This window comes from Arcobacter ellisii, assembly GCF_003544915.1.
GTDB classification, from domain to species: Bacteria; Campylobacterota; Campylobacteria; order Campylobacterales; family Arcobacteraceae; genus Aliarcobacter; species Aliarcobacter ellisii.
This window is the reverse complement of record NZ_CP032097.1, coordinates 1,193,185-1,214,593: the sequence shown is the minus strand read 5'-3', so window position 1 is coordinate 1,214,593 and position 21,409 is coordinate 1,193,185. Positions and strand designations below refer to the sequence as shown.

Here is a 21,409-nt window from a genome sequence, read left to right as displayed (position 1 = left end):
TTTAGCTATTTCAAAGCTTAAATACTATAAAGTTTTCACAATTTAATTTTATACAAGGAGTTCATCCATGAACAAGGCAGAATTTATCGATGCAGTAGCTGCAAAAGCTGGTTTATCTAAAAAAGATGCAAAAGGTGCTGTTGATGCTGTGTTAGACACAATTACTGAATCTTTAGTAAAAAAAGAGTCTGTAAGCTTTATTGGATTCGGTACATTTGCAGTTGCAGATAGAGCTGCAAGAACAGCAAAAGTTCCAGGTACAGATAAAACTGTTGAAGTACCAGCTACGACTGTTGCAAAATTTAAAGTTGGAAAAGCTCTTAAAGAAGCTGTATCAGCAAAATAATCTCTTCTTCTAAAAAAGAATCCATTTTTTAATGGGTTCTTTTTTTATTCTCTAAAAAAATGCCGCTATGGTGAAATTGGTAGACACAAGGGATTCAAAATCCCTCGCTTCGGCGTGTCGGTTCGACTCCGACTAGCGGTACCACCACTTTGTTTTTTCATGTTTATTTATTTCCTTAAAACCCCTAAAAATAGAACATCTTAATTTATTTGTGCTTATTTATGTTTGTTCATATTTATCTATATATAAAAATAATAACGGTATTATTGACGGTATTGGATGATAAAATATATAAATTTATGAAAGTAGTACCGTAATAATAATGGCAAAAATAGTTAAACCCCTCACAGATACGGAAATTAAGAAAGCTAAATATACATCAAAAGAAGATTTTGAAAAATTAAAAAAAATTGCTAAGCAGAATAATCTACCTGAACCAAAACTTAGTAATAAATTATCAGATGGTCAAGGACTTTATTTAGTTATAAGAGAAAATGGTACAAAATTTTTTCAATTTGATTTTGTTCATATAGGGAAAAGAAAATCTATGAGTTTTGGTATTTATCCTGATATTTCATTAAAAGAAGCTAGAGAATTAAGAGAAAAAGCAAAAGAGCAATTAAAACAAAATATAAATCCTATTGAAGCTAAAAACTCAGATTTTGAAGATATTACAACTTTTAAATATATTACTGAAAAATGGCTCAAATTAATGACAAGCGAATGGAAAGCTGTAACTTACGAATTAAATGAAAATAGATTAAAAATACATGTTTACCCTTCAATAGGAGATAAAGATATCTCAAGTATAGAAATATTAGACATATTAAAAATTATTCAAAAATTACAAGAAAAAGAATATTTTGAAATTGCAGAAAGAATTTTAAATGTTATAGAAAGAATTTATAAGTATGCAGTTACTTATGGATATACAAAACATAATATAATTGCAGATATTGATAAAAGAACTGTTTTTGCTAAAAAGATAGTTACTCATAGAGCAACTTTAACAAAAGAAAAAGAGATAAAAGAACTATTAAAAGATATAAAATCTTATGGAGAACTTTATAAAGCAGATATATCTACAATTTACGCATTAAATATCACTCCATATCTTGCACTAAGACCTTATAACATTAGATTTCTTCAATGGAACGAAGTAAATTTTGAAAAAGAATATTTAGATATACCAGCAAATAAAATGAAAACTAATAAAGATTTTGTTTTACCTTTATCCAAACAAGCTCTTGAAATATTAAAAGCAATAAAACCGTATTCTTTTGATAAAAGTAAATATGTATTTCCCTCACCTACTTCAAATTTAAAACCTTTTTCAGATGCAACATTAAATCATGCACTTATGAAACTTGGTTATAAAGATAAAATAACTTCTCATGGATTTAGAGCTATGTTTTCAACTACAGCCCATGAAAAAATAAAAGAGCATGGATTTCATAGTGATATTATAGAATCATGTTTAGCTCATGCAGAAACAAATAAAATCAAAGCTGCTTATAACAGAGAATCTAAAATGAAGTATTATGATGAGAAAAAAGAATTAATGCAATGGTATGCTGATTGGTTAGACAAATTAATATCAATCTAATAAAAAATATTTAAGTTCCCTATAAAGGAACAAGAGTTACAATACAAAATGAATGTAATAAGCAAAAGAACATTAATAGAATTTTACGAAAAACATCCACAAGCTAAAACTCCATTAGAAGTTTGGCATCTTGATACAAGAAAAGCAGAGTGGAAAACTCCTGATGATATTAAAAAAGTATATTCAAATGCTTCTTTTTTAGAAGTTAATAGAGTTGTTTTTAATATTAAAGGTAATGACTATAGATTAATTGTTCATATTGATTATCTAAGAAAAATTGTTAGAGTAAAATTTATTGGTACTCATGCTGAATATGACAAGATAAATGCAAAGGAAATATAACCATGCAATTAAAAATTATAAAAAATGAAATAGAGTATGATGAAGCTCTAAATAGAATTGATGAATTAATGGAATTAAATCCAGATTTAGGAACTAAAGAGAGTGATGAACTTGAAATTTTAGTTTTATTAGTTGAAAAATATGAAGAAATAAACTGGAATATATCAACTCCTGACCCAATTGAAGCTATTAAATATAGAATGGAAGAGATGAACTTAAAACAAAAAGATTTAGTACCTTATATTGGAAATAAAAGCAAAGTATCAGAGCTTTTAAATAGAAAAATATCTTTGTCTCTTTCTATGGTTAGAAATTTATCTGAAGCTTTACATATTCCTTTAGAAATATTAGTTAAGCCAGTATATTAAGCAATCATTTACAAATTAAGTTCGAGAGTTGAGACTGTTATAAATTCCGTGTTAATCTAATAAAATAATAGCAAGGATTGACAATAGAAGAGAGAATAAACTTTTTCTGTAGTTTAAAAACAGTCTCTGATAAATCTGGTAACTTTTCTATAATCTCTTGAATTTTTGTCATGAAACAACTTTTTTAATAATTAAATATATATAACGCTCATTCTAGCATATTAAAAAATAAAATTTACTATTGTATAGAAATAGCAAATTCTTCTGCTAACTGTTCAGGATTATTCTTAAACATAGAAATTATATTTTTTGAAAACTCATCTGGATAAATTTCAAAAATTTTATTGTTAAAATCATTAAAAATATTTTTTACAACTTCTGCAGGAGAAGTTTTTTGCATTTGAATATTTTTAGACATTCTTGTATCTATTGGTCCAGGAAAGACTTCAAATACATCTATTGATTTAGTTTTTAATTCTGCCCTAATTGCTTGCATAATAGAATGTAAAGCACTTTTTGAAGCACAATATTGTGCCATTATTGGAAGATTCATAAAAGCAAGAACAGAGTTTATAGTTATAATTGAGCCTTTTTCTTTAATCTTTGAATGTAGAGCTCTACAAATATTTAAAGTTCCAAAAACATTAACTTCAAAATCATTATTAAAATCTTCAAATATTCTTTTTTCATTATTCACACCAGCATTATTTATTAATATATCAATAGAATCTATTGAATTTACTAAATTATTGATATCAAAAGAACTAGTTATGTCTAATGTTAATGGTTCAATTCTCTTGTCAATAATATTTAGTTTTTTTATATCTCTTGCACAACAATATATTTTTTTTACATTTTGTTCTAAACAATAATTTACAAAAGCTTGTCCTAAACCTCCATTTGCACCTGTAATCAAGACTACTTTATTTTTTAGACTCATTTTGGAATGACCCCAAAAATATAGACATAAAATAATTCAGTTAATTAATATAACAATTTAGAGAAAATTGTAAATAATTGAAGGAATTAAAAATGGGAAGAAGAGAATATAGTGAAGAGTTTAGAAGGGATGCTGTAAAACAAGTTGTTGAGAATGGATATGGGATTGTTGAAACAGCTGAGAGATTAGGTGTACATCATGATTCTTTGAGAAATTGGATAAGAAAGTACCAATCACCTGAAGCAGAAGTAGAAACAAAAAAGTTTCAAGATACACAAGCTGAAATAAAAAGATTACAAAAAGAGCTAAAAAGAGTTACAGAAGAACGAGATATATTAAAAAAGGCCGCAGCGTACTTTGCAAGCAACCCAAATTAAAGTACGCATTTATTAAAGTGCATGAAATACAGTACACAATAAGAAGAATGTGTACTGTGTTAAAAGTTCATCCAAGTGGGTATTATAAATGGTTAAAACAACCTATTTCAAATCTTGAAAAAGAGAATCAAGAACTTCTTATTGAAATAAAAAAAGCATATAAAGAATCAAATGGAATTTATGGTTATAGAAATATTCATAAGGATTTGAAAGCTTCAAATATTCATGTAAATAAAAAAAGAGTTGCAAGATTAATGAAAGAAGCAAAACTTTGTGGAATAGGAAATTATAAAAGAAGACCTAAGTATAAAGCAGGTTCAATTCATAAAGCTCATCCAAATCATTTAAAACAATGTTTTATATCACAAACTCCAAATGAATCATGGGTAAGTGATATAACTTATATAAGAACTCATGAAGGATGGATATATCTTGCAATTATCTTAGATTTATTTTCAAGGAAAATTATAGGATGGGCAACAAGTCATAGAATTACAACAGATTTAATAATTCAAGCATTAAAAAATACTAAATATAGAATTCCAAAAGATGGAGTAATTTTACATTCAGATCAAGGGAGTCAATATAGCTCATATGAATATAAAACTTTTTTAAAACATCATAACATCACACCAAGTATGAGTAGAAGAGGAAATTGTTATGATAATGCAGTTGCAGAAAGTTTTTTTAAAACATTAAAAAAAGAGTTAGTAAGAAAAACCATTTTTAGAACAAGAGAAGAAGCAAGAGATAAAATATTTGAATATATTGAGATGTTTTATAATTCAAAAAGAAGACATAGTTATTTAGGTTTTATAAGTCCAAATGAATTTGAGAAAAGGTACAATGAAAATGTTACTCAACCTGAGGTGTTAACTGATTAAAAAAGTGTCTACTACTTCGGGGTCATTCCAAATTTCATTTCTTTTACCAATCTTTTTTGTGTTTTTTGATAAGCATTTTGGACATATTTTACTATTTTTTTACAGACATCTGTAGATAATCCTTTTTAAACAACCATAGTATCGAAGCTAGCTTAACTTTTCAGACCCCATTTTTTTTAATTAAGCCTAAGTTGTTTATATCTTTGTATTGTTCTTGAAGTAAATGTTACATTTGAATCAAAAGTAGATAATTGATATTTATCGCTAATAAATTTTGTATCTATTGGTGAAAATGAATTTAATTCAAAAAACTTATTAGTAACTTTAAAATAACCAAACATTAAAGTAAGAATTATAAAAGATTCATCATTTATAAAATTAACTGTTTGCTTGTGAATTAAAGTTGGTAAAGTAAAATAATAATTTCTTTCTATATCATTTTCAAACTCTGGTGCTTTTTCAAATTTTTTTATCTCTGACTCAGATAGATATTCAATTCTTGCCATAAAAATCCTTTCTCATAAATGGTGGTTTTTAAGAATGAAAAAAAGTAAATTCCTAAATTCCATAAAATCATACTTTTAAATTCTCAAAAACTATTCTCAAAACCAATTCTTAATTTACTATAATTATAATGAGTTTTAAGAATATTTTAGCAAGTAAAAATAATATAATATTTGATATATCTTATATTATTAGATATAATCATAATAGATTAAAACAATTTAAAGGATATATAATGATAACTTATGGTGTTACAGATATTCAGAATAAACCATCTTTAATAAAAGCTATAGATATAGCTAAGATAATAGATAAAAGAGCTCACACAACTTTAGGATATTTTATCTCTTCAAAATATGATAATTATATTAAACCAATAATTGAAAAAATTGATAGGGAAGAAAAATTAGCAAAGTTAAATAAATTAAAACAACATCAAGATTTAGAATTTGCAGAAATTGGAGTTGATGATGGAATTAAATAGAGGAGATATTGTAATTGTAAATCTATATCCTAAAAAAGGTGATGAAGTTGGAAAAATTAGACCAGCTGTAATTATTTCAGGAAATGATGAAAATTCAATTTTAGATACTGTTATTTTACTTCCTCTTTCAACTGATTTAATAGATGATATGTTTCCATATAGATTAAGAATAGAAAAAAGAGATAATCTAAAAGAAGATTCTGATATTTTAATCAATCAAATTAGAACTTTATCAAAAACAAGAATCAAAGAAAAAATTGCAAAACTTTCAAATGAAGAATATGATTTAGTTATACAGGCACTTTGTAAAAATTTTCACTAGGATAATCTAATGCTTATAGGATATGCAAGAGTTTCTACAACTGACCAAAACTTAACACTTCAAAAAGATGCTTTAGAAAAAGCTGGATGCGAAAGAATTTATGAAGATGAACTAAGTGGTACAAAAGATAATCGCCCAGGTCTTTTAAAAGCTCTTGAAATGCTAAGAGAAAATGATACTTTAGTTGTATGGAAACTTGATAGATTAGGAAGAAGTGTAAAAAGTTTAATTGAACTTGTTAGCGAACTTAATTCTAAAAATATACATTTTAAAAGTTTAACTGATTCAATAGATACATCAACACCAAGTGGAAGATTCTTTTTTCATGTGATGGCAAGTTTAGCCCAAATGGAAAGAGAATTAATTGTTGAAAGAACAAAAGCTGGGCTTGAATCTGCTAAAAAACTAGGACGTATTGGTGGAAGAAAAAGAACTATGACTGATAGTAAACTTGCAAGTGCAAAAAAACTTTTAGAATCTGGTATTTCACCAAAAGATGTAGCAAAAGATTTAGGTGTATCTTTAGCTACACTTTATAGATGGATTCCTGCAACATAAAAAAATAAAATTTGTTTTTCTCTGTTGTTTATTTTAGGAATCACAAACTAATATTAAATTTTTGAAGTAAAGAAATCATTATATAATAACTAATAATTGTAATAAATATTGAACCCAATAATGAGATATAGAAGTTAAAATATTTGAGAAAAATAGGCAAAGTAACAAATAATACTAAAGAGGGAATAACTAACCAAAAAATTGAATATGAAAGTTTTGAGATAGTTTCTACATTTTTTGTATCAACATATATCCAAATAAAAGCCAACACGGATACAAAAGGTATAGATGCTAAGATAGCTCCAACGAATGAACTTCTTTTTGAAAGTTCTGATATACCCACAATTAAAATAGCAGAAATTAAAACTTTTATAATGTAATACATTCAAAAATGAAGGAGCTTAGTGTACTCCTATCAAAATTTATCTTGACATTCCCAATTAGTTTGCTTTATTTCCAATAAATATAATAAATGCTCCAATCATTGCTAAACTTGCACCTATAATATCCCATCTATTAAAACTCTCTCTTTCAACTAAAACAAGCCAAATTAAAGAAGCTATTATATAAATCCCACCATATATAGCATAAATTCTTCCTGCATTTTCCACATCAATTTTGGTTAAAACATAAGCAAAAAGAATTAAAGAAATAACCCCTAACACTATCCACCAAGGAGTTTTTCCAAGTCTAAAATACAACCAAAAAGCAAAACAGCCAAATATTTCAAAAAAAGCTGCTAAAAAGAATATCCCTAAATTACCTATCATTTATTTTATTTTTCTTTTATCATTCTTAAAATTCTCATAGAGTTAAAAATGGCAAGTAAAGCCACACCAACATCTGCAAAAATAGCCTCTTTCATCCCAATGATTGCTCCTGCACCAAGGAAAAGAAAACCAATTTTAACTATCATAATAAAAGCTATATTTTGATAAACAATTGTTTTGGTTTTTTTAGATATTTTGATGGCATCTACTATCGATTGGATATTATCATTTAAAAGAATAATATCAGCAGATTTTACAGCTAAATCACTACCAATTCCACCCATAGCAATTCCAAGATCTGCGTTTGCTAAAGTTGGAGCATCATTTATTCCATCACCTACAAAAGCCGTAGGTTGATTGGTCTGTTTTTTTATCTTCTCAAAATAAGTCAATTTTTCTTGAGGTAAAAGTTCATATTTTACTTCATCTATGCCCAATGCAGTAGCTACATTTAAAGCAACTTCCTTTTTATCTCCTGTTAACATATACGTTTTATTGATATTGAGTTTTTTGAGTTCACTAATGATGCTTTTTGCTTCAGTTTTGATAATATCATCTACTACAATATAACCTGCAAATACATTATCAATGGCGATTAAGATTGCACTTAAATTCTCTTTTACATCATCATGTTGTATATTAAATTTTGTAAGAAGTTTTGTATTTCCTATTAAAACTTCTTTGTTATCTACAATTGCTTTTATTCCCATGCCACCAAACTCTTCATGAGTTATTATATGTTTTAAGTCAATTTCTTTACCATAAGCCTTTACAATAGACAGTGCAATAGGATGCGTTGAAAAACTCTCTGAATAGGCTGCAAGTTTTAAAAGTTCATCTTCTGGTAATAGTTTGCTCTTAATATCTGTGACTTCAAATACTCCATGGGTAAGTGTACCTGTTTTATCAAATACAATATTTCTTATTTCTGTTAGTTTTTCTACATAGTTTGCACCTTTTACCAATACACCTCTTTTAGATATAGCACCAATGGCACTAAAAAAAGATAATGGAACAGAAACCACTAAAGCACAAGGGCAAGAAATTACTAAAAAAATTAATCCTCTTTCTATCCAATCTGTAAACACTGCTCCTTGGATAAATAATGGGGGAAGTGTACTTAATAAAACAGCAAAAATAACTACAATGGGTGTATATACAGCAGCGAACTTCGAGATAAATTTCTCAGCAGATGCTTTTTTTGAAGCTGCATTTTCAATGAGTTCTACAATTTTAGCAATAGTTGAATCTTTATAAAGGGATTTTACTTTTATATATGAAGCATTTGATATATTGATATAACCACTGATAAGTTCTTCATTTTCATTGATGGTTTTAGGTTTAAATTCACCTGTAATTGTACTTGTATCAAAAGAACATTTTTTTGAAAGAAGTATCCCATCTACAGGTACTTTTTCTCCTACTTTAACTAAAATAGTATCGCCGATTTTTACATTTTCAGGTGTTTTTTGAATAATATTTTCACCCTCTTTAACATTTGCAAATTCAGGTTTAATATCTATAAGTGCATTAATATTATCTCTTGAATTATTAACAGCAACTGCTTGGAACATCTCTCCTATTTGATAAAATAGCATAACAGCAATCCCCTCAACATATTCACCCAATGCAAAGGCTCCAATAGTTGCAATGCTCATTAAAAAATGTTCATCAAATACTTTACCATTTTTTATATTTTTAATAGCTTGAAATATTACATCCCGACCAACTAACAAATAAGCAGTTACATATAAAATGAGTTGAAGGTTTTTATTGCTTACATAGTTGTAAGATATAAATGTTAAAATAATAGAAATAATTGTAATTAATAAAAGTTTTTTATTAAGAAGTTCCCAAAAAGTTCTCTGTTTTTTTGTTTCATCTTTTATAATTAGGACTTGTTTCTCGATTTTTTGAATCTCATTTTCAATTTTGTCTAATAAATTTTTTTCACTTTTTTGTTCAAAACTCAAAGTCGAAGTAGCAAAATTTAATTTTACATTACTAAGTTCATCGAGTTCATTTAATCTTTTTTCGATTTTTCCCGCACAATTTGCACAATCAAGATTTTGAAGTTTTACTGTTGTCATTGATATTTTTCCTTTAAAGTAAAAGATAAGAGATGTTAAATATCTCTTATCTTACTTATTTTTCGTTAATTAAATGCAAAAGAACCTTTTGAAGTTCGAGTAACTCCTCCTGTCATTATATTATATGTGATAACGTATCCATATTCACCCTTTTCTGAAAGCGTAACATTAAATGAATAGTTTTTTTTATCATTTACTTTATTACTATTATACTCAACTACTTCACCATTTGGTTTATATACTTTTAAATTTACATTTACTCCATCTAAAGATTTAGTTTTATAAAGAATTTTAACGTTAAATTCATTATCTCCTAATTTTAATTCATCGTACACTTTTACTAAAACTCTATAGTCTTTAGTAGTTTGATGTGATAAATATATCTCTTTTGCATTTAAAGAAGTAGTCCCACTTAATAAAATTCCTGATACAAGTAATATTCTGAGTAAATTTTTCATTTTTTTCCTTTTGTTTGATTTAAATTATATTATTGAGCTTTTAAGCTAACTGTGACTTTTTCTTCTCCATGATGATCGTTTTTATAAAACAAATAATATGTTGAAGGTAAAATCAGAAGGGTTAATAGTGTTGAACTTATTATTCCTCCAATTACAACGACGGATAAGGGATATTGTATTTCACTTCCTACTCCTGTAGCAAACAACAAAGGTAAAATACCAAAAAGTGTTGTAAATGCTGTCATTAAAACAGGTCTGAGTCGCAATAGTGTTGCATCTTTTAGAAGAGTTTTTAAATCCACATGGGGAAATTTTTCTCTTAATTCATCGATAAAACTAACAAGTACGATTCCATTGAGTATAGCAATAGCAAAAATTGCAATAAATCCTACAATAGCAGATACCGATAAATATACACCACTTGCTACCAACGCTAAAATAGCACCAATTAAACCAAATGGAACATTCAATAAAATCAATAAGGCTTTTTTTAATGAATTAAAGGCAGTATATAATAGCAATATTACAAGAAATACTGATAAAGGTACTAGTATCATAAGCTTTTGCGTAGCTTCTTGCATATTTTTAAAATCACCTGCCCATTCTATAAAATAACCCGTTGGCATATCCACTTTTTCTTGTATTATCTCATTTGCTTCTTTAACAAATGATGCAATATCTCTTCCATCAACTTCTATAGAAAGTACCATATAACGATTTAAATTCTCTCTTTTAATAAATGAGGGACCTTGAACAATCGATATTTTACTGATTTGTTCTAATGTTACAACAGCTCCTGAAGAAGAACGCAAGGTTAATTCTTTAATACTTTGAATATCCTTTTTAGCATTTTCTATTTTTGCGACAATACCAAATCGTTTTACACCTTCAATTTTTTCTGTAACTTCTTCTTCTCCTATACCATTTCGAATCACACTCATTACTTCATCAACATTAATTCCATATCGAGCAAGTGCCAAATAATCAGGTTCAATTTTAATTTGAGATTGTCCCAATTGTGATTCAAGACTCAATTGTTTTGCACCATCAATATCACTAATGTTTTGCTGTATTTTTGTGGCAATATCATTAAGTACTTTTTGGTCATTTCCAAATACTTTTATGGCTAATTCAGCTTTAACACCTGCTAATAACTCTTCAACTCTCATAGCAATAGGTTGTGTAGGAACAAATTGTACATATTCAAACTTTTTCTCAAGTTTTTCATTAAGTTCATTTGTCAATTGTTCTAAATCTTCAATATCATTACTAAGCGTTAATAAGACTTCCATATAGTTTGGTTGAGCAGTTTCACCTTTTTCACTTCTTCCCATCATTGATAAAACAGAAAGAACCTCTTTGGGATACTCTTTTAAGATATACTTCTCAACTTCTTGTGCCATTTCAACTGATTGACTAAGACTTGTTCCAGGAATTGCTACTACTCTGTACATGATTGATTCTTCATTTAAAGTTGGCATAAACTCTCGTCCTTGAAAAGACAATAATGCTACGCAGATAAAAAACAAAGCAGATATACCTATAAAAAGCTTTTTTGCATTATTTAAAGCAAAAACCAATATTGGACTGTATCCATGTTTAATCTTTTTCATAATTGAGTTATCAGAACTCTTTGCTGGTTTTAGCAATAAGTAAGTTAATACAGGAACTAAGATTAAAGCAACAGCTAATGAACCCAACATAACAAATACAATATTAATCGCCATAGGACTGTAGAGTTTTCCTGCTAAACCACCTAAACTTAACAATGGTATAAATACTGCTGCAATAACTAAAATAGCAAATGTTACAGGAGTAGCTACTTCTTTTGTGGATTCTGCGACAATTTCAAATTTACTTTTATCTTTTTCATCATGAAGTTTTCTAAAAGTATTTTCAACAATTACAATGGTACCATCAACAATCATACCAACTGCAATTGCTAAACCACTTAGACTCATCAAGTTTGCACTTAATCCAAAATACTCCATAAGTAAAAAGGCAATAAGTAAAGATACAGGTAATGATAATATAACAATAAATGCGGAACGAAGTTCAAATAAGAATAAAAACAGTACAATTGCAACTAAAACAACTCCTGAAGTTAATGCAGATGTCATAGTATTCACTGCTTTTAATGTGATTTCTGAACGGTCATAAATTGGGTTTATTTCTACACCATCTGGCAATGTTGAGTTAACTGTTAAAATTTTTTCTTTTAATAATTCAACTACTTTTGCCGCATTTGTTTCTGTTCTTTGTAATACCATTCCAATAACAGCTTCTTTTCCATCAATAGAGATGGCTCCAAATCTTGGCATCGAACCTATTTGTACTTTTGCAACATCTTGAATAACGATTGCTTGTCCATTTTGTGATTTAATCACACTATTTTTTATATCATCAATATTTTTATATAAACCAGCACCTCGAATAAGATACTGTTCTTTATTAAACTCTAAATATTGTCCACCTGCTGCTATATTACTTCGTTGTAGTGCTTGAACGACATCATCATAAGTAATATTTAAGCTTTGTAGCTTTTTAGTATCAATTAAGACATCATATTGTTTTTCTTTTCCTCCCCATCCAATGACTTCTTCAACACCTTTTACACTTTTAAACAAAGGACTTACAATATACTCTTGCATTTCTCTTAACTCTTGCAAAGAGTATTGATTGTTTTTATCTTTTATCTCATACCAAAATACTTGTCCTAAACCTGTTGTATTGGGTCCAAGTGTAGGTTTTCCCCAACCATTTGGAATGTCAACTGTATTTAATCGCTCACTTACAAGTTGTCTTAGAAAGTTTATATCCATATCATCTTCAAAAAATATAGAGACATACGATAATCCAAATATAGAATTGGACGTTATCATTTCAACGCCTGCCATACCAGACATTGCTGATTCAATCGGATAAGTAATTAACTTTTCAATATCTTCTGCAGAATTCCCTGGGCTTTCTGTATAAATCACTACTTGCTTAGGAGTAATATCAGGAAATGCATCAACAGGGATATTTTTATAGGCTCTAAATCCCAATGCACAAATGGATATAAAAAGAACAATGACTAAAAGTCTGTATTTTAAAGATAGGTCAATAAGTTTATCTAACATAATATCCCCTAGTGCCCATGTCCGTCACCCATTGATGATTTTAATACCAATGACTTCACATAATATGTTTTATCACTGACATACTCTTCATTAATATTTAAACCTTCAATGGCAACATAAGAGTCATCTTGATTAACAATTTTTACATCTCTTGCTTCATATTGAGGTTCTTCTTCATGAGAATCACCCTCTTTTTTATGTTCATCATTATGTTCATCTTTGTCATTATGTTCATCTTTATGCCCATCTTTATCTTCATGCTTATCTTCTTTATCATGCTCATCATTGTGTTCTTTACTGCTTTTTGCTTTCTCTTCATGAACTTCCTGTTTTGGTACAAAAACAACCCATTCATTATTTAAAAAAGTCAGTGCGGTTTTTTTAACTGCCAAATATTTTTTATCAGTATTGATATATAAAGTAGAGTTAATATATGAATTGATAAATAATCCATCAATAGGTTCATTTATACTTGATAATACAACAATTCTTTGAGTGGTTTCATCCAATTCAGGCAAGATTTTGTCTATATAAGTGGCAAAGGTTTTGTTATTATGTGTAATAGTAATTTTTTGTCCCACTTTTAAATCATTTGCATAGGATAAAGGAATATAAGATTTAAGATAAAAAGCTTGCTCCTTTATAACTGTAGCAATTTCTGTATCTTTTGAAACAGTTGCATGTTTTCCCTTTAACAATGTTCCAATACGTCCTGCATTGTGTGCTCTTAAAATATATTTTGATGTAGTATTACTTATATTTTTTGTTTCTATTCCTAAGGTCTCTAACTGTGATGTTAAGGTCTCAAGTTTGGCTAACATTTCATTGTTTTCAATATTGATACGATTTAATGCTTCTAAAGATATGATGCCTTTATCATAAAGCTGTTTGTTGGCTTCATACGTTTTATTCATACTCAAATATTGATTTTTTAAAGAGAGATATTCAGCACTCATTTTTGACAGTTCAATTGATTCAATCAAAGCTATTTTTTGACCTTTGTTAACTGTTTCTCCTTCTTTAACATAGTACTCTGTAATTTGACCATCCAACAAAGTCATGATGGATTGTTTTGCCGAAGAGAGCTGAACAATTTTTGAATTTAATTCAATCGATTTCCCAAATTCATGAATTTGAACTTTTTCTATGGGTATTTCAATCGCATAAAGTCCAATAATAAAAGATAAACTAATTAATAAGATTTTGTGCATTGATATCTCCTTGGATGTAATTTATGTTAATTGCATTTTGATTTAATGCAATATTGATTTTAATAAGATTCTCTTTTGTTTGAATCACTTGGTTTTTTATATTTAAAAGCTCCATTAGGGTTGTTTGAGAAACTTTATATTTTTCTAAAAACATTTCAAGAACTTCCATTTTTAATTTTAATACATTCTCATTTTTTAATTTTAACTTTTCCAGTAACTCTCTTTGTATTAAAAGTTTAGAGTGTTCTGTCTGTATGGAGTTTTTTTCATTCTCAATTAAAAAATTCATTTTTTTTGCTTCTAATTGTGCTATTCTTTTTTCTTCATACTTTGTATTAAAAAGAGGAAAAGGAAAACTTAGAGCAACACCATTGACAATTTGGTCAGGTTCTTTACTGTATGAAGCAGTCACATCAACTGTTTCAAGAATATTGGAAGTTAATTCAGCTTCAGCTTGTGCAATATCTTTTTTATGAATCAGAAGGTTTAACTCAGGGTTTTCAGAGATATCTGATTTCTTAACTTCAAAAGTATGATTCGTGTTTATCTCAATTTTTTCTTTGATACCTGCAAGTTTCAATAACTCATAATAGCTTTCAATCGAAGATATATTTAAACTATCATATTGTGTTTGTTGTTCCAAAAATATAGCTTTGGCTTGAAGCATATCTGCTCGTGAAATTGAACCAACAGCATGACGTTCTTGAGAAATATCATAAATGGTCTTTGCAATGTTCGTCGCATCTAGCATTAAGTCAAGAAGCATTTTTTCTTGTGCATAAACAGTAAAATATAAAGAGATATTTCGAATAAAATCGGATGTATTTAACATATATTCACTGTTAGCACCTTTTACAATTGCTTGTGAAAAACGCTCTTTATCACCTGATACGCCCCATAATCTAAATGGTTGGGTAAGGCTAATATTATAACCACTATCATTAGAACCATCATTGGGTTTATATTTTAAAAACTCTCCACTTAAAGTGGGGTTTTCATATCGTAATTGTTTATAACTTTCTTGTTTAGCTTGTTCAACTCCAATAGCTGAAGATTGCAAATAAGGACTTGTTTCAATTGCTTTATTTAAAAATTGATTAAAATCATCTGCAAAAAGTACTCCACTACTGCAAGAAAACAAGATAAACATAGAAATTAATCTATTTTTTATCATTTACTTTCCTTAGTATAAGTTTGCTCTATAAATATAGAGATAGAATGAATGAAAGTAAATTAAATAATAGGTGGTTTGAGTAGAAATGTGGAGAATTGAAAGATATAGTTTGTTGCTTTTAAAGTTTCATTGATATTTCTAAATTCAAATTTTGAAATATAATCATTTTGGTTAAGGACATAAGAGTGGTGGCACTTATGATGCTTTTCACAAACTTCAGTATCTACTGAAGATGTATTAAACTCTGTTGCACACTGTTTGGAAGTTATAACACAGTTTTTTTCATCATTGAAAAACTCAAAAGCAAACGAGTGTACAGAAGAAAATAAGATAGAAAAAAAAACAATAGATAAAACGATATTTTTTTTCATAAATTCCTTTCGTAAGTTCAAGTGCAATTATATCAAAATTTATTTAACGAATTATTAATGAATTTTACAAAAACTTGATTTGAATAACTTTATCCAATCTATTTTGGTATTTTTCTTTTTTGAGAAAAAATATATTAAGCTTAGTTTAAATATTGTTAGTAAAAAAATACCTTTGTAGGGCTATACTCCATATTTAAGCAACTTGGAACTTTTCGTACCTTTATGCAGAAGTACCCTATTTATTATAAAAATCTATCTTTGTTTAGATTTCGTAATGGTAGCACTTTTAGAATTATAAGAGGCTAAGTTTATATTTCAACGAGAATTAATAGATTTATAGGGCTATTTTAAAACCTTTGATACTTTAGATTAAGTAATCTTTAAGACGTGTGTCGCTTTTAGTACCTTTATGTAAATGTAGCCGTATTGGTGGAAGAAAAAGAACTATGACTGATAGTAAACTTGCAAGTGCAAAAAAACTTTTAGAATCTGGTATTCCACCAAAAGATGTGGCAAAAGATTTAGGTGTATCTCTTGCTACCCTTTATAGATGGATTCCTGCAACTTAAAAACTCTAATGAAGAAATAATTTTAATAAAAAGATTACAATAATTTTATTTTAAACTATCTTTTATATGATTAACAAGTTTTTTTTCATCTACAATTCCAATATATTTTTCAATAAATAATCCATCTTTTCCATATAAAAAAGATTCTGGAACTTTTTTTACATCCCCAAGTTCTTTAGCTAATCTAAAGTTTTCATCCTCACTAATAGTAATTGGAAATTTTATATTATTTTCTTTTATAAAATTAGATAAAGTATTCATATCAATATCTTTTTCATATAAAATACCTATAATAATAAAATTATCTTTGTATTTTTCGTAAATTTCATTAAATACAGGAATTTCTTTTTTACAAGGAGGACACCAAGTTGCCCAGAAATTTATAAGAACTAGCTTATCTTCTAATTTATCTGATATTAATATATTATTATCAACTGTTAATTTTATTGTTTCTCCATCAAATGTTTTTAAATTATAAGTTTTATCAACTTCTTTTTTTAATTCAATGGTATTTTTTATATCTTTTTGTTCAATAACTTGGGCTTTTTTCCCCTCTTCACAACCTATAAATAGAAATGATAAAGAGATTAAAAGAAGCAAATATTTGTTTTTCATATTTTTCCTTGCTAGATTAATTTTTTGTTTTTTTGTTTTTAACATTTAGAATTTGTTTTTTTCTATAAAATAATCAATCTTAACTAATATTAAATCTATATCCAATTCCTTTGAGGGTTGTTATAGTTTCATCATTAAGTTTTTTTCTTAAATTTTTAATGTAAGTTCTTATTGTTGTAGATTCAGGCATTTCATCATAAAGCCAATTATTTACTGATATTTCATCTATAGAAATAGTTTTATTTTTATTTTTTAAGAAATATTCTAAAATTTTTGATTCTATTTTTGATAAATTAAATTCTTCATGATTTCTTGTAATAACTTTCTTTTCATAATTATAAAAAGTGTCATTGTCTATTTTTATTTGTCCATGATTATCAATTTGTCTTAATCTTTTTATATTTTCAATTCTAAGTTGTAATTCACTTAATTCAAATGGTTTTTTAATATAATCATCACAACCAGAGTTAAATCCTATCTTTACATCATCAGCTGTATGTCTTGATGTTATAAATATCGTAGGAATATTAATATTATTTTGACGAATATTTTTTAATAGTTCAAATCCTGTAATATTAGGAATATTTACATCAAATAAAAGAAGGTCAAAACTCTCTTCATAGATTAACTCTTCAGCAATATTCCCATCAAAAGCAGTAATTACTTCATAATTTAAAGATAATAGAAATTCTTCAATTATCTCATTTAGAATAACATCATCTTCAAGTAAAAGTATTTTCATTTTATTAATATCCTATTTATTTTCTAATGAGATTCATACACACCTGTAGAACCATCTTTATTTACATACAATATATTATAAGCTTGTTTAGTATTTCCTTGCTCCATTCCAGGACTTCCTATTGGCATACCAGGAACAGTAATTCCTAAAATATTTGGTTTTTCAACAAGCATTTTTTTTATTGCACTATAGTCTACATGACCTTCAACTACATATCCATCAACAAATGCTGTATGACATGATGTTTGTCCAGCTTGTAAACCAGCTTTTTGTTTTATATTATTAACCTCATTTGTTTCAATACTATTTACTTTAAACCCTTCACTTTTCATAATATCAATCCATTTGGTACAACAACCACAATAAGGTGATTTATAAACAGTCATAGTTTTACCTTCCATCGCAAAAACTGAACTTGTTATTAGTGCTAAAAATAAAATTGTTTTCTTCATATTTAATTTCCTTCTTTTAATTTTAATGTAGCTTTTATTGATTCAAACTGCTCTTGAGTTATTTCACCTTTTGCTAATCGTTTTTTTAATATATCTAATAAAGATGGTTTTTCTTTTGTATCAATTGAAATTAATAAATAAAAAAATATTGCCCAAAAAATAAACATTGTAAAACCATGAAATAGTGTCATGTTCATATTCATAAACTCAAACATAATAAATCCTTTTTTTATTTTGATTGTAGCAAGAAAGTGTGGAGTGTATGAGTAAAAATAAATTAGTTTAAAAATTTTATGATAGAATTTTTCAAAGGATTTTTATGAAAATACTCTTATTAGAAGATGACATTATTTTAAATGAAATTATAGAGGAACACTTAATAAATAAAGGCTATGTCGTTAAATCAGCTTTTTCAGGGTATGAAGCAGAAGAATTAATATATTCTGAAAAATTTGATTTATTTTTGTTTGATGTGAATGTTCCTGAAATTAATGGTTTTGAATTGTTAAAAAATGCAAGACAAAATGATATAAAAACTCCTACAATTTTTTTAACATCTTTAAATATGGTTGATGATATAGAAAAAGGATTTGAATCAGGCTGTGATGATTATGTAAAGAAACCTATTGAATTGAAGGAATTAGATTTAAGAATAAATAATATAAAAAGATTATTTAATATTTTGCCAGATAACATTATAGAGATTTCACAAAATATATATTTAGATAGATTAAATTTATTTATTAAAATAAATAATAAGGAGATACATATTGCAAGAAAAGAATCTGAAATTTTCCTATATTTGATAAATAATCATCAAAAAATAGTAAGTATAGATGAACTAAGCACAAATGTTTGGAGTTATGAAGATTCACCAAATCCATCGACAGTTAGAACATATATAAAGAATTTAAGAAAAATTCTTGGAGAAAAATTTATTACAAATATAAGAGGAGTAGGTTATAAATTTAACAAATAGTGAAAAAACAACATTTATAAGATTTTTATCTTTATATTTAGGTTCATCGTTTATTTTAATAGTACTAGTAGCATTTTTATATTATCAAAATCAAAAAAATTTATATTTTGATTTGACAAAATCAGATATGCAAAATATTACTTCAAAATTATCGTCAAAAATAATATCTTCACATATGACAAATACAAGTTTAGATACTAGTAAATTATTAGAAACTAAGGAGTATAAGATTTCTTTTTACAATGAGAATAAAGAGAAAATTTTTGGTAATTTTGATGATAATATAGATTTTTCAAAAGATTTTCTTCAACATGAAGAACATTTTGTATTAGTTGATAAATCAACATTGGGTCATCTTGGAATATTTTATATTGTAATTGAAGAAAACTTATTATCTGAAAAGATAAAAGAATTAACAATTAATATTATTTTTATTTTTATATTCATTTATTCTATTATTTCTTTAGTTGGATTTTATTTAGCAAAACTTTTTTTAATACCAATAAAAGATGAAAGAGAAAGATTAAATATTTTTATTAAAGATACAACTCATGAACTAAATACACCAATAAGTGCTATTTTAATGTCAACTGAATCTACTAATTTAACTCATAAACAAATTGAAAGAGTTAGATTAAGTGCTAAAAGAGTATCTGAAATTTATAAAGATTTAACATATGTATTTTTAGAGAATCATCTAAAAGAAAAAATTATAAATAAACTTTCATTGAATACTATAATAAATGAGCAGTTAAAATATTTTGAACCACTTGCATCTAAAAAAAGAATTACAATTACCACAAATTTAGAAGAATTTGAATATAAAATCAATGAAGATGATTTTATAAGAGTTTTTAATAATTTAGTATCTAATTCAATTAAATATAACAAAATAAGTGGAGAAATAGATATATCTTTAAAAAATAAAACTTTAACTATTAAAGATACAGGAATAGGAATTCGAGAAGAAAAAATCAAAAATATTTTCGATAGATATTATAGAGCAACTTCAGAACAAGGTGGTTTTGGAATAGGATTAAATATTGTAAGTAAAATATGTAAAGATTATAATATAAAAATAGTAGTTGATTCAAAATTAAATGAAAGTACAACTTTTAAATTAATTTTTTAAAGACTTCTATAAAATAAGAAACCTTCAAGAGTTAGTACTTGAAGGTTTTAAAAAAAGATACTAAAGAAGGTTTATTAATAATCAACCTCCATATCCTGTATTATCAGAATTGAGAAGTTCTTGATGTTTTTCTTGTATAGAGAACTCTTTTTTTACTGAATTGTCTTTATTCATTTCATGCATTGATTTATGCATTGCCATACATTTTTCTTTATCCATACCCATCATCATGTTATTTTCAGCTGCAAACAAACTTCCTGTAAATAAACCTGCTACTAGAACTGTGATTGTTAATTTTTTCATTTTTTATCCTTTGATTTTTTATATGTTGAATTATAGTAATCTAATAAGGAAGCAACGTGGAAAGATACAACTCCTGATTATCTACACATAATTTAAATATAATTAAAAAAAAAGGATACACATTGAAAACTAAATATATAAGTTTAATAGTAATTTTTTTTATAATAGTTATTTTTATAATATTTTCAAATAGAAATAATGATACGGGAAGATGGTATAGTGAAAAACAAGTTAAGCTTGGAGAACAAGTATTTCTGAAAAATTGTGCCTCATGTCATGGAGAAAAAGCAGAAAAAACTATTAATTGGAAAAAAACTTTATCAGATGGCTCATATCCTCCACCACCATTAAATGACACTGCTCATGCATGGCATCATCCAAAGTGGCAATTAATTGAGATAATAACTAATGGTGGTGCAAAGTATGACGGTAAAATGCCTCCATTTAAAAATATATTAACTAATGAAGAAAAAGAGGATGCAATTGCATATTTTCAATCTTTATGGAGTGATGAATTTTATAATCTTTGGTTAGAAGGAGGAGGATTAAAAAAGAAAAGTGAGAGATAAGAGATTATCTCCTACTAAATCTTTTTTTATTTTGAATCGTTCAAAATTATCATTTAATTAACAATAAATGAACCTCTTTTTGATTTTGTTACACCTACTTCATGACTAAATGTTAAAACAT

The 21,409-nt window shown here is 26.8% G+C and carries 27 protein-coding genes and 1 tRNA gene; 13 read left to right on the top strand and 15 right to left on the bottom strand.

Annotated elements, in window-relative coordinates:
- The first annotated feature begins 67 nt into the window (after window positions 1–67).
- The 5 genes from AELL_RS06295 to AELL_RS06275 all read left to right on the top strand — a co-directional run bounded on the left by AELL_RS06295 (window position 68) and on the right by AELL_RS06275 (window position 2,662).
- Window positions 68–346, top strand: a complete 279-nt coding sequence (locus tag AELL_RS06295) for an HU family DNA-binding protein (RefSeq protein ID WP_118917126.1) — start codon at window positions 68–70, stop codon at window positions 344–346.
- A gap of 61 nt (window positions 347–407) precedes the next feature.
- Window positions 408–490, top strand: a tRNA-Leu gene (locus AELL_RS06290).
- 178 nt (window positions 491–668) lie between these two features.
- The gene (locus AELL_RS06285; protein ID WP_118917125.1) at window positions 669–1,952 is read left to right on the top strand and encodes a tyrosine-type recombinase/integrase; all 1,284 of its coding nucleotides are present in this window, start codon (window positions 669–671) and stop codon (window positions 1,950–1,952) included.
- A gap of 48 nt (window positions 1,953–2,000) precedes the next feature.
- Window positions 2,001–2,294 (top strand): type II toxin-antitoxin system HigB family toxin, encoded by a 294-nt coding sequence (locus AELL_RS06280; protein WP_118917124.1) that lies wholly within the window; start codon window positions 2,001–2,003, stop codon window positions 2,292–2,294.
- Between the two features lie 2 nt (window positions 2,295–2,296).
- Window positions 2,297–2,662, top strand: coding sequence for a helix-turn-helix domain-containing protein (locus AELL_RS06275; RefSeq protein WP_118917123.1), 366 nt, complete (start codon window positions 2,297–2,299; stop codon window positions 2,660–2,662).
- Window positions 2,663–2,900: 238 nt separating this feature from the next.
- Here the strand turns inward: AELL_RS06275 and AELL_RS06270 are convergent, their stop codons facing one another.
- Window positions 2,901–3,602, bottom strand: coding sequence for an SDR family NAD(P)-dependent oxidoreductase (locus AELL_RS06270; RefSeq protein WP_118917122.1), 702 nt, complete (start codon window positions 3,600–3,602; stop codon window positions 2,901–2,903).
- Between the two features lie 92 nt (window positions 3,603–3,694).
- Between AELL_RS06270 and AELL_RS06265 the strand changes: the two genes are divergently transcribed.
- A protein-coding gene (locus AELL_RS06265) for an IS3 family transposase (protein WP_429697570.1) occupies window positions 3,695–4,863 on the top strand; the annotation gives its coding sequence in 2 pieces (ribosomal slippage) (window positions 3,695–3,947 and window positions 3,947–4,863; 1,170 coding nt in all).
- Window positions 4,864–5,039: 176 nt separating this feature from the next.
- Here the strand turns inward: AELL_RS06265 and AELL_RS06260 are convergent.
- A complete protein-coding gene (locus tag AELL_RS06260) occupies window positions 5,040–5,369 on the bottom strand; it encodes a DUF4158 domain-containing protein (RefSeq protein ID WP_118917121.1) in 330 nt (109 codons plus the stop codon).
- A gap of 233 nt (window positions 5,370–5,602) precedes the next feature.
- Here AELL_RS06260 and AELL_RS06255 point away from each other — a divergent pair, with 233 nt between their 5' ends.
- From AELL_RS06255 to AELL_RS06245, 3 genes are read left to right on the top strand one after another with little or no spacing between them, the layout of a single operon-like run.
- Window positions 5,603–5,851, top strand: a complete 249-nt coding sequence (locus AELL_RS06255; RefSeq protein ID WP_105912364.1) for a hypothetical protein — start codon at window positions 5,603–5,605, stop codon at window positions 5,849–5,851.
- Window positions 5,838–6,173: a type II toxin-antitoxin system PemK/MazF family toxin gene (locus AELL_RS06250; protein WP_164967270.1), complete on the top strand. Its 336-nt coding sequence runs from the start codon at window positions 5,838–5,840 to the stop codon at window positions 6,171–6,173. The genes AELL_RS06255 and AELL_RS06250 overlap by 14 nt, the downstream gene beginning before the upstream one ends.
- 9 nt (window positions 6,174–6,182) lie before the next feature.
- The gene (locus AELL_RS06245) at window positions 6,183–6,731 is read left to right on the top strand and encodes a recombinase family protein (protein WP_118917120.1); all 549 of its coding nucleotides are present in this window, start codon (window positions 6,183–6,185) and stop codon (window positions 6,729–6,731) included.
- Window positions 6,732–6,771: 40 nt separating this feature from the next.
- Here the strand turns inward: AELL_RS06245 and AELL_RS06240 are convergent, their stop codons facing one another.
- The 8 genes from AELL_RS06240 to AELL_RS06205 form a co-directional block, all read right to left on the bottom strand.
- A complete protein-coding gene (locus AELL_RS06240; protein ID WP_118917119.1) occupies window positions 6,772–7,116 on the bottom strand; it encodes a DUF3147 family protein in 345 nt (114 codons plus the stop codon).
- A gap of 55 nt (window positions 7,117–7,171) precedes the next feature.
- Complete coding sequence (locus AELL_RS06235) at window positions 7,172–7,501, bottom strand: YnfA family protein (protein ID WP_081560599.1); 330 nt, start codon at window positions 7,499–7,501, stop codon at window positions 7,172–7,174.
- A 5-nt stretch (window positions 7,502–7,506) separates the two neighbouring features.
- Window positions 7,507–9,591, bottom strand: a complete 2,085-nt coding sequence (locus AELL_RS06230; RefSeq protein ID WP_118917118.1) for a heavy metal translocating P-type ATPase — start codon at window positions 9,589–9,591, stop codon at window positions 7,507–7,509.
- Window positions 9,592–9,656: 65 nt separating this feature from the next.
- Window positions 9,657–10,049 (bottom strand): FixH family protein, encoded by a 393-nt coding sequence (locus AELL_RS06225; protein WP_108559414.1) that lies wholly within the window; start codon window positions 10,047–10,049, stop codon window positions 9,657–9,659.
- Between the two features lie 29 nt (window positions 10,050–10,078).
- Window positions 10,079–13,171: an efflux RND transporter permease subunit gene (locus tag AELL_RS06220; RefSeq protein WP_081560602.1), complete on the bottom strand. Its 3,093-nt coding sequence runs from the start codon at window positions 13,169–13,171 to the stop codon at window positions 10,079–10,081.
- Window positions 13,172–13,179: 8 nt separating this feature from the next.
- Window positions 13,180–14,382 carry an efflux RND transporter periplasmic adaptor subunit gene (locus AELL_RS06215; protein ID WP_081560603.1) on the bottom strand — a complete coding sequence of 401 codons (1,203 nt, stop codon included), beginning with the start codon at window positions 14,380–14,382 and terminating at the stop codon, window positions 13,180–13,182.
- Entirely contained in the window at window positions 14,360–15,556 is a 1,197-nt protein-coding gene (locus AELL_RS06210) for a TolC family protein (RefSeq protein ID WP_118917117.1), read from the bottom strand. The genes AELL_RS06215 and AELL_RS06210 overlap by 23 nt, the downstream gene beginning before the upstream one ends.
- A gap of 59 nt (window positions 15,557–15,615) precedes the next feature.
- On the bottom strand, window positions 15,616–15,927 hold the full coding sequence (locus AELL_RS06205; RefSeq protein ID WP_118917116.1) for a hypothetical protein: 312 nt from the start codon (window positions 15,925–15,927) through the stop codon (window positions 15,616–15,618).
- Between the two features lie 389 nt (window positions 15,928–16,316).
- Here AELL_RS06205 and AELL_RS06200 point away from each other — a divergent pair, with 389 nt between their 5' ends.
- A complete protein-coding gene (locus tag AELL_RS06200) occupies window positions 16,317–16,496 on the top strand; it encodes a helix-turn-helix domain-containing protein (RefSeq protein ID WP_429698144.1) in 180 nt (59 codons plus the stop codon).
- 45 nt (window positions 16,497–16,541) lie between these two features.
- Here the strand turns inward: AELL_RS06200 and AELL_RS06195 are convergent, their stop codons facing one another.
- The 4 genes from AELL_RS06195 to AELL_RS06180 all read right to left on the bottom strand — a co-directional run bounded on the left by AELL_RS06195 (window position 16,542) and on the right by AELL_RS06180 (window position 18,520).
- Window positions 16,542–17,111, bottom strand: coding sequence for a TlpA family protein disulfide reductase (locus AELL_RS06195; protein ID WP_164967271.1), 570 nt, complete (start codon window positions 17,109–17,111; stop codon window positions 16,542–16,544).
- A gap of 79 nt (window positions 17,112–17,190) precedes the next feature.
- Window positions 17,191–17,853, bottom strand: a complete 663-nt coding sequence (locus tag AELL_RS06190; protein WP_118917113.1) for a response regulator transcription factor — start codon at window positions 17,851–17,853, stop codon at window positions 17,191–17,193.
- A gap of 23 nt (window positions 17,854–17,876) precedes the next feature.
- A complete protein-coding gene (locus AELL_RS06185; RefSeq protein ID WP_118917112.1) occupies window positions 17,877–18,305 on the bottom strand; it encodes a DUF411 domain-containing protein in 429 nt (142 codons plus the stop codon).
- A 2-nt stretch (window positions 18,306–18,307) separates the two neighbouring features.
- Window positions 18,308–18,520 carry an SHOCT domain-containing protein gene (locus AELL_RS06180; RefSeq protein WP_118917111.1) on the bottom strand — a complete coding sequence of 71 codons (213 nt, stop codon included), beginning with the start codon at window positions 18,518–18,520 and terminating at the stop codon, window positions 18,308–18,310.
- Between the two features lie 104 nt (window positions 18,521–18,624).
- On the opposite strand from AELL_RS06180, the gene AELL_RS06175 reads away from it, so the two are divergent.
- On the top strand, window positions 18,625–19,284 hold the full coding sequence (locus AELL_RS06175; protein WP_118917110.1) for a response regulator transcription factor: 660 nt from the start codon (window positions 18,625–18,627) through the stop codon (window positions 19,282–19,284).
- Window positions 19,285–19,396: 112 nt separating this feature from the next.
- The gene (locus AELL_RS06170; RefSeq protein WP_192941216.1) at window positions 19,397–20,416 is read left to right on the top strand and encodes a sensor histidine kinase; all 1,020 of its coding nucleotides are present in this window, start codon (window positions 19,397–19,399) and stop codon (window positions 20,414–20,416) included.
- 81 nt (window positions 20,417–20,497) lie between these two features.
- On the opposite strand, the gene AELL_RS06165 is transcribed toward AELL_RS06170, so the two are convergent.
- Window positions 20,498–20,719, bottom strand: coding sequence for a hypothetical protein (locus AELL_RS06165; RefSeq protein WP_118917108.1), 222 nt, complete (start codon window positions 20,717–20,719; stop codon window positions 20,498–20,500).
- Window positions 20,720–20,841: 122 nt separating this feature from the next.
- Between AELL_RS06165 and AELL_RS06160 the strand changes: the two genes are divergently transcribed.
- On the top strand, window positions 20,842–21,288 hold the full coding sequence (locus AELL_RS06160) for a c-type cytochrome (RefSeq protein WP_206731505.1): 447 nt from the start codon (window positions 20,842–20,844) through the stop codon (window positions 21,286–21,288).
- The last annotated feature ends 121 nt before the right edge of the window (window positions 21,289–21,409 follow it).

What these genes read in the sequence shown, in the direction of transcription:
- AELL_RS06295 (WP_118917126.1), top strand. Translation starts at nt 68, where the DNA reads ATGAACAAGGCAGAATTTATCGATGCAGTAGCTGCAAAAGCTGGTTTA.
- AELL_RS06285 (WP_118917125.1), top strand. Translation starts at nt 669, where the DNA reads ATGGCAAAAATAGTTAAACCCCTCACAGATACGGAAATTAAGAAAGCT.
- AELL_RS06280 (WP_118917124.1), top strand. Translation starts at nt 2,001, where the DNA reads ATGAATGTAATAAGCAAAAGAACATTAATAGAATTTTACGAAAAACAT.
- AELL_RS06275 (WP_118917123.1), top strand. Translation starts at nt 2,297, where the DNA reads ATGCAATTAAAAATTATAAAAAATGAAATAGAGTATGATGAAGCTCTA.
- AELL_RS06270 (WP_118917122.1), bottom strand. Translation starts at nt 3,602, where the DNA reads ATGAGTCTAAAAAATAAAGTAGTCTTGATTACAGGTGCAAATGGAGGT.
- AELL_RS06260 (WP_118917121.1), bottom strand. Translation starts at nt 5,369, where the DNA reads ATGGCAAGAATTGAATATCTATCTGAGTCAGAGATAAAAAAATTTGAA.
- AELL_RS06255 (WP_105912364.1), top strand. Translation starts at nt 5,603, where the DNA reads ATGATAACTTATGGTGTTACAGATATTCAGAATAAACCATCTTTAATA.
- AELL_RS06250 (WP_164967270.1), top strand. Translation starts at nt 5,838, where the DNA reads ATGGAATTAAATAGAGGAGATATTGTAATTGTAAATCTATATCCTAAA.
- AELL_RS06245 (WP_118917120.1), top strand. Translation starts at nt 6,183, where the DNA reads ATGCTTATAGGATATGCAAGAGTTTCTACAACTGACCAAAACTTAACA.
- AELL_RS06240 (WP_118917119.1), bottom strand. Translation starts at nt 7,116, where the DNA reads ATGTATTACATTATAAAAGTTTTAATTTCTGCTATTTTAATTGTGGGT.
- AELL_RS06235 (WP_081560599.1), bottom strand. Translation starts at nt 7,501, where the DNA reads ATGATAGGTAATTTAGGGATATTCTTTTTAGCAGCTTTTTTTGAAATA.
- AELL_RS06230 (WP_118917118.1), bottom strand. Translation starts at nt 9,591, where the DNA reads ATGACAACAGTAAAACTTCAAAATCTTGATTGTGCAAATTGTGCGGGA.
- AELL_RS06225 (WP_108559414.1), bottom strand. Translation starts at nt 10,049, where the DNA reads ATGAAAAATTTACTCAGAATATTACTTGTATCAGGAATTTTATTAAGT.
- AELL_RS06220 (WP_081560602.1), bottom strand. Translation starts at nt 13,171, where the DNA reads ATGTTAGATAAACTTATTGACCTATCTTTAAAATACAGACTTTTAGTC.
- AELL_RS06215 (WP_081560603.1), bottom strand. Translation starts at nt 14,382, where the DNA reads ATGCACAAAATCTTATTAATTAGTTTATCTTTTATTATTGGACTTTAT.
- AELL_RS06210 (WP_118917117.1), bottom strand. Translation starts at nt 15,556, where the DNA reads ATGATAAAAAATAGATTAATTTCTATGTTTATCTTGTTTTCTTGCAGT.
- AELL_RS06205 (WP_118917116.1), bottom strand. Translation starts at nt 15,927, where the DNA reads ATGAAAAAAAATATCGTTTTATCTATTGTTTTTTTTTCTATCTTATTT.
- AELL_RS06195 (WP_164967271.1), bottom strand. Translation starts at nt 17,111, where the DNA reads ATGAAAAACAAATATTTGCTTCTTTTAATCTCTTTATCATTTCTATTT.
- AELL_RS06190 (WP_118917113.1), bottom strand. Translation starts at nt 17,853, where the DNA reads ATGAAAATACTTTTACTTGAAGATGATGTTATTCTAAATGAGATAATT.
- AELL_RS06185 (WP_118917112.1), bottom strand. Translation starts at nt 18,305, where the DNA reads ATGAAGAAAACAATTTTATTTTTAGCACTAATAACAAGTTCAGTTTTT.
- AELL_RS06180 (WP_118917111.1), bottom strand. Translation starts at nt 18,520, where the DNA reads ATGTTTGAGTTTATGAATATGAACATGACACTATTTCATGGTTTTACA.
- AELL_RS06175 (WP_118917110.1), top strand. Translation starts at nt 18,625, where the DNA reads ATGAAAATACTCTTATTAGAAGATGACATTATTTTAAATGAAATTATA.
- AELL_RS06165 (WP_118917108.1), bottom strand. Translation starts at nt 20,719, where the DNA reads ATGAAAAAATTAACAATCACAGTTCTAGTAGCAGGTTTATTTACAGGA.